This is a genomic window from Candidatus Goldiibacteriota bacterium HGW-Goldbacteria-1, from assembly GCA_002839855.1.
GTDB lineage: Bacteria > Oederibacteriota > PGYV01 > PGYV01 > PGYV01 > PGYV01.
Genome location: PGYV01000006.1, coordinates 133,481 through 146,945, shown reverse-complemented (window position 1 = coordinate 146,945; position 13,465 = coordinate 133,481). Strand labels below are relative to the sequence as shown.

At 42.9% G+C, this 13,465-nt stretch carries 7 protein-coding genes; all 7 read right to left on the bottom strand.

Going from position 1 to position 13,465, the window contains the following annotated elements:
* Window positions 1-111 precede the first annotated feature (111 nt).
* Window positions 112-1,929 carry a translational GTPase TypA gene (gene typA / locus CVV21_07980; GenBank protein ID PKL91511.1) on the bottom strand — a complete coding sequence of 606 codons (1,818 nt, stop codon included), beginning with the start codon at window positions 1,927-1,929 and terminating at the stop codon, window positions 112-114.
* 296 nt (window positions 1,930-2,225) lie between these two features.
* Window positions 2,226-3,227: a hypothetical protein gene (locus CVV21_07975; GenBank protein PKL91510.1), complete on the bottom strand. Its 1,002-nt coding sequence runs from the start codon at window positions 3,225-3,227 to the stop codon at window positions 2,226-2,228.
* A 1-nt stretch (window position 3,228) separates the two neighbouring features.
* Window positions 3,229-4,506, bottom strand: a complete 1,278-nt coding sequence (locus tag CVV21_07970) for a hypothetical protein (GenBank protein PKL91509.1) — start codon at window positions 4,504-4,506, stop codon at window positions 3,229-3,231.
* 40 nt (window positions 4,507-4,546) lie between these two features.
* Window positions 4,547-5,566, bottom strand: a complete 1,020-nt coding sequence (locus tag CVV21_07965; protein ID PKL91508.1) for a hypothetical protein — start codon at window positions 5,564-5,566, stop codon at window positions 4,547-4,549.
* Between the two features lie 265 nt (window positions 5,567-5,831).
* Complete coding sequence (locus tag CVV21_07960; protein PKL91507.1) at window positions 5,832-9,266, bottom strand: DNA polymerase III subunit alpha; 3,435 nt, start codon at window positions 9,264-9,266, stop codon at window positions 5,832-5,834.
* A 244-nt stretch (window positions 9,267-9,510) separates the two neighbouring features.
* Window positions 9,511-11,112 carry a hypothetical protein gene (locus CVV21_07955; protein ID PKL91506.1) on the bottom strand — a complete coding sequence of 534 codons (1,602 nt, stop codon included), beginning with the start codon at window positions 11,110-11,112 and terminating at the stop codon, window positions 9,511-9,513.
* A 304-nt stretch (window positions 11,113-11,416) separates the two neighbouring features.
* Complete coding sequence (locus tag CVV21_07950; GenBank protein PKL91505.1) at window positions 11,417-13,429, bottom strand: hypothetical protein; 2,013 nt, start codon at window positions 13,427-13,429, stop codon at window positions 11,417-11,419.
* Window positions 13,430-13,465: the final 36 nt, after the last annotated feature.

Sequence of the window (13,465 nt, the reverse complement as noted above, 5' to 3'; positions counted from 1 at the left end):
CTACCAGAGCAAGATAAATAATGCAGAAACTTGAGGGCTAAAGACCAGCGTCTTTTATTGCAAGAGGTTTAAACTGTCCCTCTGTGCATCCGTGCATCTGTCCCTCTGTGTTTAATCATTCCCTGCCGCTATTTCTGTCCTTTTCCTTTTTGTCGGGTCAAGGATTTTTTTCCTCATCCTGATGTTAACGGGGGTGATTTCAAGCAGTTCGTCGTCGGCTATATATTCCATAGCCTGTTCCAGGCTGAATTTGCGCGGCGGTTCCAGGTTAATGGCGTCATCTGTTCCGGAAGCGCGCATATTGGTAAGTTTCTTGCCTTTGCAAACGTTAATTATCATGTCGCTTTCACGGGAATTTTCCCCCGCTATCATGCCCGCGTAAACTTCAGTTACGGGAGCGATGAAGAACGCGCCCCTGTCTTTAAGCTTATCAAGAGAATAAGCAACGGAAACACCGTCTTCAAGGACAATAAGAACGCCTTTATTTCTTGTGGGAACATCGCCTTTATAAGGGCCGTAATCATGAAAACTGTGGTTAAGGATTCCTGTGCCGCGGGTTTCGGTCATGAATTCATTCCTGAATCCCAAAAGCCCCCTTGTGGGAACGTGGAATTCAAGCCTTGTATAGCCGTCTTTGCCGGGAACCATATTGATAAGTTCCCCTTTTCTTATTCCAAGTTTTTCCATGACCACGCCTACAAAAGCCGCGTCCACGTCAATTATGGCGTGTTCTATAGGTTCGCATTTCTCGCCGTCTATCTGGCGGAAAATAACCTGCGGTTTTGAAACCTGAAGTTCAAAACCTTCACGCCTCATATTTTCTATCAGGATTGAAAGCTGAAGTTCGCCCCTGCCCTTTACAAGAAAAGAGTCCGGCGAATCTGTAGCTTCAACTATTATACCCACGTTGGTCTGAAGTTCTTTCATAAGCCGGTCCCAGATATTTCTTGAGGTTACAAATTTGCCTTCGCGCCCCGCAAAAGGCGAATTGTTTACCATAAAGGTCATGGCAACCGTCGGCTTGTCAATGTCAATTGAAGGCAGGTCGTCGCGGTGTTCGGGGTCTGTTACGGTTTCGCCCACGTCAATTGAATCCATGCCCGCAAGCGATACAATGTCGCCCGCAAATGCTTCTTTAAGTTCAACCCTGTTAATGCCTTCGTAAGTGAGAATTTTTGTAATTCTGTAATTTTCAAATTTACCGTCTTTTTTTATAAGGGTTACATTGTCTCCGGTTCTAACAGAACCGTTGTGAATTTTTCCTGTGCCTATTTTGCCGATATAATTATCATAGCTGATGGCGGATGTTAAAAACTGAAATGGTTTTGTCCTGTCGCCGGATGTATTTGCCACGTGGTCAATAATCATATCCAGAAGCGGTATCATGTCTTTTGATTCGTCTTTAAGGTGAAGTTTTGCATAACCGTCCCTGCCGGAAGCGTAAATTACCGGAAAATCAAGCTGGTGGTCGGCCGCGTTTAATTCCACAAAAAGGTCAAACACCTGGTTTAAGACTTCATCAGGTTCTGAATTTAAGCGGTCTATCTTATTTATTATAACGATAGGCATAAGGCCAAGTTCAAGGGATTTTTTCAGGACGTATTTTGTCTGCGGCATAGTGCCTTCAAAGGCGTCAACCACAAGAAGCACGGAATCTACCATTGAAAGGATTCGCTGGACTTCGCTGCCAAAGTCAGCGTGTCCCGGCGTATCCACGATATTTACTTTGTAACCGCGGTAAGTGTAAGCCGCGTTCTTTGAAAATATGGTAATACCCCTTTCGCGTTCAAGGTCATTGCTGTCCATAACGCGTTCTTCAACTTTTTGATGTGATTTAAATACACCCGCCTGCCTTAAAATACAGTCAACAAGCGTGGTTTTTCCGTGGTCAACGTGCGCGATAATTGCGATATTCTTGATTCTGTTCATATGATTACCTTCCTGCCATATTAGAATGGTCTAAAAAAAAATAGAGACGCGTAATAAAGCGTCTCTTTTAAGACGTATATTATAAAAAAAGCCCGGGCTGCAAGTTTAGCAAGCCCGGGTAAAAGCTGAACAGAACCTGTTTCTGCTGCAACTTCTGCTGCCAAAGCAATTTCTGTGCTAAAGCGGTATCTGTTGCACTTTCTGTTTCCGGTTCTTTTCCACTTCTACCTTCTTCTTACAGATTAAATATAGCAGATAAAGGGCGTAATAGCAAATGATTTTAATAATATGGTATGCTATCTTGCTTTCTTTAATTCTTCAAGGTTGTCTGCCGCAAAACGGTCATTGGGGTCTATACGCAGCGCTTTTTCAAGGTATTCTTCGGCTTTCATAGTCCGGTTAATTGATTTATAAAGCCAGCCCGCAAAAGCGTTAAGGGCGGAACTTTCAGGGTCAATTTCCAGCGCTTTTTCTATAAGGATGATTGCCCCTTCGTAATCCTTTACGCGCCAATGTATTTCCGCGTTATCCCAGTAAAATCCGGGATTTTTGGGGCAAAGTTCCAGCGCTTTTTTGAATAATAAATCTGATTTTTTATAGTCCTTCATATCGCGGATAACACCGCCTATTATTCCAAGATACAGCCCCACCGCTTCCCTTTTATCCATGCATTTTCCGTAATACTCGGATTCGCCGCGGCAGACGGGATTATACTTGTCCTGGTAATCATAGTATTCCCTGCCGCTGCTTGTGGCTTCTATATTGATCGGACTTTTTCCTTCGGGCTGGTACCTTGCGTAAACGTGGCCCGGAACGCCTATCACGCATATGGGAAGCCCGGTTTTTTCGCCAAGCATAAGGGTGATATAGGAAAGTTCGGAGCAGACGCCGTCCCTTCTTGAAATTACTTTGTTCATCAAACGTATTTCAAGCCATTCTTCGGGTGTCAGGGGTTTGTTGTTGTCCAGAAAATCAATTACCTTTTTATTGTATTTGAAAGTTTCAGTTTCAAAGATATACCTGTTGAAAGTTTCAACTATTATTTCATCATTTGCCTCGTCGCCTATCTGCTGTTTAATTTTATCAGCCATTTTCTGCAGTTCGTTATTCATAAGGGCGGTGTCAGATTTCGGGTCAAAAAGGCGTGATATTTCCAGAAGGGTTATGCTAAGGTCAAAATCTGACGTGCCGGGCGGCGGAAGCACGCTGTTTAACTGTTTTTCAAAAGTGTCTTTTGGGGTGCATCCTGCGGCAAAAAAAAATAGTATTGCGGCGCATGAAATAAAAAAGGGCTTCATGTTATTTTAATACCGCTTTTTTTATATTTACTCCCTTATAATAATATTTCAGAATGTCTTTGTATGGGTAGCCTTTTTCTGCCATTCCCGCCGCGCCTTCCTGTGATAAGCCCACGCCGTGGCCCCAGCCAAAGCCATTAAAGACCGCGTCGCCGCCGTCAATCTGTACGTTAAAGTTTGTGCTTCTTAAGGCGTCAACACCAAGAGCGGTCCTGAAAACATTGCTTTTAATGAATACCGTACCGGCGCTTCCTTTTACGCGAATCATAAGCGCCCTGCCGCTGTCAGAACGTTCAGGTACATTAATATCAAAAATTTCACCTGTGGAGTTTCCGCTTTTCCCAAGTTTTTCTTCAAGTGATGTCAGGCTTATTATGTATTTCCAGGAATAGTGTTTACCGTCACGGCAGTAAGGGTCATCAATAACCTTAAGATAAGGAAGAGTTCCGCCCCAGACTTCCTTGCTGTCAGCGGTTTTTCCGCCGCTGTTGGCGTGAAAAAATGCCTGTACTACATCAGTGCCGTATGTCATTATCAGGCCTCGTGTCTCTTCGACAGCTGCGTTTGTGTTTTTGTGTTCCACTCCGAATCCTTTATATACCTGAGAAATGACAGTGCTGTCAAGGTCGTAGCGTTTATCTTTGGAATTAAGTTTGTTGTAAAAAGCAAATGACCTTGCGGCCACTGCCTGTGATTTTAAAACTTCGGTGTGCCAGGAAGGCAGAATTTCCGACGGCAAAACGCCGTAAAGATACTCTTCTATTGAAAGCCTGTTAATGGCAAGAATTGTTTCGTTTTCAGCTTCTATAATAAAAGTTCCGCGGTATTTTTTAGAACCAAGGCTTATCAGCTCTTTAGATGTTATTTCAATTCTTGTATACTGCGTGGCATCGCCGTTAAGCGTGATGGCGCCTGCCACTGCCTTAATTTCGCAGCTCTTGCCAAGATTTTTACCGCTTTCCTTTAATGTCATATCTGAAGCTGATGAAAGGTTAAACGGGCCTTTCATCTTATTGATAAGGACATTTATAACAAGCGTTTTTTCCTCGCCGCTTTGTTCGTAATCGTCCGGGTGCCAGCTGGATGAAGGCGTTGCAGCGGGCGCGGGCGTTTTATTTTCCACAAGAGTTATGTTATCAGCGGCCGCCTTGGCAGCGGACCGCGATGATGTCACTTCCACATGGCCGGGAGGAAATGTGCCGCGCATTGAGACGCAGGATGAAAATATAAAAAGCGCTGCTGTAAAAATTAAGGCGGAAATAATTTTGTCTGTTTTCATTATTCACCAATTAATAATATTTTTTTCCTTAAAATACGCGTTATTTTGTTATCTGAATATATTCAAACGCCGCGTCAGAATTGCCTTTGTTCCACTGGTTTAAAACAAAAACACCGGCTTTAACCGCCGATGCGGCTTTAAATTCCACGGGTTTAAAATTAAACCATGTTATACCGTCAACACTGCACGATGCCGTGAACATTTCCCCTTTTCTTTCCATTCTAAGATATGACAATTCAAGGGTATAAGGAATTTCTTCGGAATAAAACCATTTGCCGCCGGCCGCGCCGGAAACATTTATGACGTTGCGGGTCTGAAAATGAAGCACCCTGTCTATCCTTAAGAAGTTATGGTTGTCCTGCCAGATTACTATGCCGGCGCCGCTTCCGTTGTTTGACGGGGTGAAATTCATCTTTGTTTCAATTGTAAAATCGCCGTCTAAATCCGCAAGTATTCTGGGGGCGTCCGTATTTGAATCCATAAAAATATCATGGCCGTCGCCGCGCGCCTGTATGTAAAGGCGGCCGTCTTTAATCTCGTATGAACAGTCATTTCTGTTGTCATACCATTTCAGCGCGGGCTGCATCTTTGGGGTGTCAAAGTCTTCTCTTAAGCCCTGAATTGCTTCAACAACCGCGGCGGGAACGGCAGTGCTTTTAACCGCGGGTTTTACGGCCGTAGGGGCGGCTTTTACAGCTGTTTTTACGGCTGTCGGTGCTGTTGCAACTGTTGCCTTAACAGCGGTTTTTACGGCAGCCGGGGCTGCTTTAACCGTATTTTCAGAAACCTTGAATTCGTCCAGGTCAATTTTTATTATCTGTTTCGGGTAAATGCGGTCAGCGTTTTTCAGGTTGTTATAAAGGGCTATTTTTTCATAGTTCATTTTTTTGCCTGTAAACTTTCCGCTGATTTCCCACAGAGTATCGCCTTCCACCACTTTATATTCTATTAAGTTCTGCGCGAAGACGTTCATGGCTAAAAACATAACGCTAAGAAATACTGCCTGTCTTGTTTTATTCATTCCCCTGACCTCCAAAAAATTGTTTTTGTGCGGTATCATAATGCAGGTTTAATATTAATATAATAACAAAAAATACAAATCTCTGCACGGTTTTATTAAGCGTGCAGGTGCGGTGCGTCTGTAAAGTCCTTTTTTTTCGTAGGGGACGTGCTCCTGCGCGTCCCGTGATTTTGCCCTTTGTCCAATCTGAATTATTATAAATACAAAGTCCGGACAGCGTGAATGTCGAGGTATCGCCCGCATTCATGCGCTGTCCCTATAAAATCATTTGTTTTCTCAGTGACATGATCCGGATATATTTATATTATTTTTTCCAGCTTAACCTTATATTGCCTTCGCCCACAAGTTTTTCAAGAGAGATAAGCAGGTTTTCGTTCACGCTTATTTTTTCTTCAAGTACGGCTTGGGCTTCCCTGCCGTCGCCGGTAATTATATGCATTACAACTTCTGACAGCCCTTTGTTCTGTGACATCAGGTTTTTCATTTCCTGCAGGGTAAGCTGTTCCAAGCCAAGTTCGCGCACCGTAATGTGAAGGTACTTGCCCAGCGCGCTGTATGCGTCATCCAGGTTAATTACACTTTCCATACTTACAAAGGGTTCTGCATCCATGAAAACAATTTTTCCGCGTACCATGCACATCAAACTGTTGGAAAAAATGCTGTTTTTATCTTTGGGGAATTTATCGCCCGCTATTATTTTTATTCTGCCTGTTAACCCTTCAAGGTGAAAGTGCACGCGTTCCATTCCGCTTGGGGTTATTTTCTTGGCCAGGTCGTGGACTATGCCGCCTATTATCACCTGTTCGCCGGAATTTACTTTTCCTGTTAAAAGTTCACTTATCGGCTGTGACACGCTTTCAAGCAGTTTTCTGTAACGTGCAAGCGGGTGCGAAGACACGTACAGGCCAAGGACTTCTTTTTCATACGACAACTGTTCGCTTTCACTCCACTTTTGAATATCAGGTATCTTTATATCCTGCGGAGCGGTTTCGAACAGGCTGAACTGGCCGCTTTCCATGTCCCGCTGCGCCATTTCCGCGCGTTTCATGGCATCGGGTATGCACGCGAATATCTGCGCCCTGTGCATAAGGGTGAAATCAAACGCGCCGCTTTTTACAAGCGATTCTATTGTTTTGGAATTAACCGAATGCAGGCTGACTTTTTCGCAGAAGTCATAAAGGTCTTTATAATCCCCTTTTTCTTTTCTTTTGGCGGCTATGTCCTGCGCCGCGGATGTGCCCACGTTTTTAACCGCGGCCAGCCCGTAACGGATGGAATTTTTTTCCACTTTAAAATCCGTGTCGCTTTTATTTATGTCAGGCGCCATAACCTTTATTCCGTTGGCGGCACAGTCTTCAACGTAAATTGCGGCTTTGTCAATGCTGTGCATGACCGATGTTAAAAGCGCTGCCATGTATTCCGGCCTGTATAAGGTCTTTAAATATGCGGTCTGGTATGCCACCACCGCGTAAGCCGCGGCGTGCGATTTGTTAAAGCCGTACTGTGAAAACTGTTCCAGCTTGTCAAAAAGGTCTTCGGCGGCCTGCGGTTTAATGCCGCGGTCTGCCGTGCCTTTCATGAACTTTACTTTTATCTTGTCCATTTCGGAAGCTTTCTTCTTGGACATCGCCCTTCTTAAATTGTCGGCTTCCGCCATGGAAAACCCGGCCACCCTTACGGCTATCTGCATTACCTGTTCCTGATAAATGGCAATGCCGTAAGTGTTCTTAAGCACGGGTTCCAGTTCCGGAAAATCGTACGTGACTTTTTCCGTCCCCTTTTTTCTGCGGATGTATTCATCTATCATTTTCATCGGGCCGGGGCGGAAAAGCGATATTATGGCAATAATATCTTCCAGGCAGTCGGGATTAATTTTTTTAAGAAGGTCCCTCATTCCTTCGCTTTCAAGCTGGAACACACCCTGCGTATTGCCTTCGGCAAGCAGTTTATATACTTTGGGATTGTCAAATGTGCCGTCGTCAGGCAGAACGTCAATGCCGCGGGTTTCTTTTATATTTTTTATGGCTTTCTTTATTACGGCAAGGTTTCTTAAGCCAAGTATGTCAAATTTAATAAGCCCCATTTTTTCCAAAGAGCCCATTTCCCACTGGGTCATGTAGTTTAAAGTTCCGCCTTCGGAATCGTCCTTGTCTTTTGGCACGGCTATGGGCACATAACGCGTAAGTACATCCGGCGCTATTACAACGCCGGCAGCGTGCGTGGAATCCTGCCGCAGCATGCCTTCTATTTTCATGGCGTAGTTGATGATTTCTTCATATGTTTTTTCTGAATTTACAAAAGAGATAAAAGCTCCGTCTTTTAAAATATCGGCAAAACTGACTGCCGGGCCTTCCGGCACTTTTTTTGCAAGCATGTCCACATCCCGCAGCGGGACATCCAAAACTCGGCCGACGTCCCTTATGGAAGCGCGCGGTTTTAACTGCTGAAACGTTATTATCTGCGCTGTTTTGTCTTTGCCAAAGCGGTCAACTATATACTGCACCACGCGGTTTCTTTCTTCGTCAGAAAAATCAAGGTCTATATCGGGCGGGGATACCCTGTCCGGGTTTAGAAAACGTTCAAATAATAGTTCGTATTTTATGGGGTCAATACTTGTAATTCCAAGCACATAGGAAATTAAAGAACCTGCCGCGCTTCCCCTGCCGGGGCCTACCGGGATGTCGTTGTCACGGGCGTATTTAATTATGTCGCGGACTATAAGAAAGTATCCGGTGTAATCCATTTTTTTAATTGTGGAAAGTTCGTGTTCAAAACGTTTCTGAATTTCATCCGTCAGTAAATCGCCGGGGTACTTTTCTGCCAGCGCTTCTTTTGTTATTTTGTCAAAATATTCGTTATATGTGCCGTCCCAGCCTGTAATTGTGTATTTAGGCATGTGACACTTGCCCGGCGGCAGTTTGGGCAGTTCAAAGTTGCATTTTTCTGCAATTTCAAATGTGCGCTCCACGGCGCTTTTGTCATCAGGGAAAACTTTGCACATTTCGTCATAATTTTTAAAATAAAATTCATCTGTCTTGAATTTCATTCTGTCCGCTTCTTTTAGGGTCTTGCCTGTCTGGATGCAGAGAAGAATGTCATGGGCGCGGGCATCGTCTTTTTTCATATAATGGACATCATTGGAAACCGTAAGCGGAATGGAAAGCTCTTTGGAAAGCTCTTTTAAACCCCTGTTTGCCAGAAGCTCTTCTTCCAGCCCGTGATTCTGCATTTCAAAGTAATAGTTGCCTTCCTTGAACATGGAAAGGTACTCTTCCGCGGCTTTTTTCGCGCCTTCGTAATCGTCAGAGATAAGTTTAGACGGCACTTCGCCCTGTACGCACGAAGATAGTGCAATTAACCCTTCGGCGTGGTCTTTTAAAAAAGCTTTATCTATTGTCGGTTTATAATAGAAGCCGTCAGTAAAGGCGTAGGAGGAGATTTTAATAAGGTTATTCCAGCCGGTCTCGTTTTTTACCAGTAAAACAAGGTGGTTTTTCTTTCTTTGATTGTTTTTAATATCGTCAACTATGTAGGTTTCAAGGCCAAGGATTGGTTTGATGCCGGCGTGCGACATGGCGGTATAGAATTCCACCGCGCTGTACATATTGCCGTGCTCTGTGGCCGCAACTGCCATCATTTTGTTGTCTTTGGCGGCCTTTATCATGTCTTCAAACTTGCACATGCCGTCCAGCATGCTGTACTTTGTATGCAGGTGCAGGTGTATAAATTTAGATACCAAATCCGCCTCCGGTTTTCTTAATATATCCTTAAAATTGTAATGATTTTAACACAGAAATAATAAATTGACTACACGGGTTTTGGGTTAAGGGCAAATGGCGGTAAATGGAGGCTTTAATTAAAAACACACCCCGGGAGGCATGTTACACAGTTTTTAATAATAAATACCAAACCGTATATATCGCCAAAAATGAAAGATATAGGTGAAGCTTAAGAGCCTGCTTTATTTAGTGATTAAACAGCTGTCAGAAAAACATTTTGATATCAGAAAGTATTTTTAATGTCAAATCACTTCTTTCCCTATAGTCTTTGTTTTCAGGGGAAAAACCAAGATTTTCAAACCGCAGGCCTATGTTCGCCTGTATCCCGTTTATTGCCATACCAAGCCCTGTATTCAAACCGACAATAACGGCATTTCTGTTTTCTTCGCTTCCCATTGGGTGAGATTCGCCGGTTATTTCGCCGTCAAGTTTGCTGATTGAATGGTCTCCGAAAATAGTGCAGTCAATGCCAAATCTTAAGAATGTTGTTTTTTCCAGCCCTATTTCAACACCAAGTTTACCGCCGTAATCTATGAAATATGAGAAGTTTTCACCGGTGCCATTAGGGTCTTTTGCGTAGCTAAGCAGATTGTCATAAAAGATTTCAAATGGTATTAAAAGTGATTCGGATAACCTGAAAGATGTTCCTGCTGCTGCTTTTGTAAACGAAAGGCTGTTTTTGCTTAGAGTATCTCCGCCGCTATTCTTTATGTCGTAACCTACAATTCTGTATTCTAATTTCACGCCCGGTATAAGAAGGCCCAGATCCCACCTTGACGCGGCGGCGAAATTAAAACCCATACCGCCTGTAATCGGCGTAAAAGAATCGCTTGTTTCGGTCGTGATATTGGTGGCAAGTATCTTATATATATCTTTTTCGCTGATTTTAAATGTATATCCCGCGATTAATCCAACCTTACTCATAAAGGCCATATTTCCTTTTCCGTTATAGGAAGTTCCTGTTTCAACCAGAAAACCCGAACCTTCATAATCGGTGAAACTTTCATGTTCCTGAATTAAGTTCTCCTCGTATTCGTATTGATGTATGGATATAAATGATAGAGGATGCATCAGATATTCAAATTCAGCCATTTCAAGGTTCATGTCCAGGTTGAAAACTCTTGGCGCCAGCGGTTCAGTTTTATTCCCTGCGGATGCCGCAAATGCCCATCCGCCGTTTTTTGAATCCGGCATTAATAAAGCGGATACCTGGTAAATCATTTTATCAAAATAAACGTTATTATAATCATCTTCGTCATTTCTTTCTGATTTTAAACCGTTTCTATAATAGCCCACAAGCCCCGCAACGCCAAGGGTATCTGACAGTTTAAACGCGTATTCGGCCTCTCCCGCAATAAGGCCCTGGGTGTAAGTATAAGTATGTGTATCGCTTGTGGTTGATGAAACCTTTCTGTTTGAAACCGTTGCGGAAAGATAGGGTTTTACAGTAAGAACGCTGCTGTCAGAAAGCCACAAAACAAGGCCGTTGTTTGAGGATTTATACACGCCTGTGCCAATTGTAAAGCCGCTTCTCTCGTTGGTTGTTTCAGATGCATCATCTTCTATGCTCTTGCCGAATGGAATTGCAATATCCGGATAAATGTTTATGATGTTTTTCGCGGGCCTTATAAGTATCGCGGAAGAGAAACCGATACTGTACAGGTCAAAAGTGTTGGATATATCAGGAAGAACGGCTTCCTGCCCTCCCATAGCTGCGGTTCTGCCCGGCCCCCCGTCATAGAATCCTGCAATAGCGGCCGATACGGAAAATATAGATAATAAAACAACCAAAAAATATTTTTTCATTAAACACCTCCTGAAATTAACCGCCCAATACTTAACAAAGTATAATCATTTTACTTGGTTAGTCAAGAAATTATTGTAATTTAGGGGAAGACGGGATGCGGTAATTTTCTTGTTTTAAAGTATATTTAAAGTGATATTTAAACTGTATAAACAGCATATAAGCGAACCTTATCCCTGTTTTTTTAATCCTGCCGGGGTATTAATACATATACATTAATAGATGTGTGTTAAAACATAAAAGCTGCAAGTAAGGGCTGACCTCTTCCATTAATGTCGGTCTTACCGGCAGCCCAAAGGCGGCAATCTATGGCTGTTTTTGTGACATCATGTATTTGGAACGTTCGGCCTGCCAATAAACGTATTTCCATTCCGGCGCCAAAGAATAAGCCCGGCTGAAAAAATAGTGTGAATTTTTATAATCTTTTGACATGTAAAGGATTCTTCCGAAAAATTCCATCAGGTCTGCCGTGTGGAATATTTTTTTATCCGGATCCTGTGCCGCGGCAAGCAGGTCATTATATCTTCCGGTACTGCCGCAAAAAAGGACGTATTGCACGTTTAACAGAGTGTTTGCCAGTATTTTAGCGGGGTCATTGCCGGTTATTTCCAGATAACTTTTTGTCAGGTCAAATCCTTCCTGATATTTTTGCTCCCAGGCTTTCACCTGCTGCTTTTCCATTTTTGTTTTAAGGGAGCCAAAGTATTCAGCAATACCGCTTCCCTGCTTTGCGGGTATTTCGTACAGGGCATATGTGTGAAGGTTATTACCCTGAAAATCATAAAAATACTTTACAGCGGTTTCCGGGAAAACCGTTTTTACGTTTTGGCGCATAAAATAGTTGGTAAGCAGAATAACGGTTTTAGGTTCTTTGGCGGGGTTGTGTGCCGCTTTTGTACGCAGGTACATTGGAAAATTGCCGTAAACCACCCCTTCGTGAATAAGAATATAATCATTATTGGCGTATTTTTTATTTATATAATCAGCGGCCTGTTTGTCCCTGTGCGAAATATTCATCTGCGCCGGCCAGTAATTAAAATGGTATAAAAGAATAAAAATAAACAACACGGTATGCGCGGCAACGGCATAAAGCGCGTACTTTCTGTTTAATATGTGATTAAGAAAAAAACCGGCTGTTATAATAATGAACGGCAGCAGCATTACATGGCGCAGGTGGTGCGCCGCATCTTTGCTTATAAACAGCGTGGCGCTTGAAATAACAAGGCCTGCCAGTATGATTCTGAATATCTTTTTTTTTATATTTATAAGAGCCAGTATTATGCCTGCTGCCAGGAACAAAAATTCTGTGGCAGAAACGGCGGGCTGTGTGTGGGAAAGGTGGTTGTATTGCATTGGCTGTAATAAATAAACAAACAGGTTTTTAAGGTTCAGCACAGCCTGAAATACCCCGTCGGAACCCTTAAAAACAGTCATACCCATCGCCCACGAAGGCCCTTTTGTCTGCATAAAAAGCAGCATGTAAAGGCCCAGAGATACAGCTATGATGGAGGATAATACCAGAATCTTTTTCAGCCCTATTTCCTTTCTGTATTCAAAAAGAAAATACGCGATAAACGCGGTTATCAGAACCCAGGACGAATACGTAAATAATCCGGCGAAATAGACCGCGCCGGTAAGGTACAGAAATCTCTCTTTTTTATTTCGTATGTAGTAATTAAGAAATGTGAATATAAGGACGGCAAAAAGAGGCACATAAATGTTTTCCATAAGTTTTCTGCTTAAAAAAAGCGCCCACCCTGATGTTAAAAACAGAAAAGCCAATACAATGCCCAATTTTTTATTTTTTAAAGAATCTCCAAAGAAATAAAGCGCTGCGGCTGTCAGTACCGACACAACCGCGGGTATAAACCTTAAAAGGTCTATGTTTTCTTTGACAACAGCCATTACAGCCATAATCACGCCCAAACTGAAATAAAGCAAAGAAGAACCGAACCTTGTGCTGTATCCGAATAATTCTTTCTGCCCTGTCAGCCTGAAATACGCTTCTGTCAGCTCGTTAAGTTCGTCTGTATAAAAATCATACGGCATTGAAGTAATTGAAATAAACCTTAAGGCCAGCGCCGCGGCAATTGCGAATATAAAAAACTTATACATCCGCGAATAATCTTTTTCGCCGGTTTCAAAAACGGGCTTATCGCGGTATTTAATGTATATTACAATAATAACCGCGGCTGCGGCAATTGTTGCCGGTATGTTATAGAATCCGTAAATGATTGAAAATGCGGTAATTATAGCGGCTGAAACCGCCAAAGGCAACAGGTGCGTGTTTTCTTTCTTTGTGCTGTCTTTAATATTCATTTTCACTCTTAAATACCCCAAATATTGTTTTTTAAT

What these genes read in the sequence shown, in the direction of transcription:
- typA (PKL91511.1), bottom strand. Translation starts at nt 1,929, where the DNA reads ATGAACAGAATCAAGAATATCGCAATTATCGCGCACGTTGACCACGGA.
- CVV21_07975 (PKL91510.1), bottom strand. Translation starts at nt 3,227, where the DNA reads ATGAAGCCCTTTTTTATTTCATGCGCCGCAATACTATTTTTTTTTGCC.
- CVV21_07970 (PKL91509.1), bottom strand. Translation starts at nt 4,506, where the DNA reads ATGAAAACAGACAAAATTATTTCCGCCTTAATTTTTACAGCAGCGCTT.
- CVV21_07965 (PKL91508.1), bottom strand. Translation starts at nt 5,566, where the DNA reads ATGATACCGCACAAAAACAATTTTTTGGAGGTCAGGGGAATGAATAAA.
- CVV21_07955 (PKL91506.1), bottom strand. Translation starts at nt 11,112, where the DNA reads ATGAAAAAATATTTTTTGGTTGTTTTATTATCTATATTTTCCGTATCG.
- CVV21_07950 (PKL91505.1), bottom strand. Translation starts at nt 13,429, where the DNA reads ATGAATATTAAAGACAGCACAAAGAAAGAAAACACGCACCTGTTGCCT.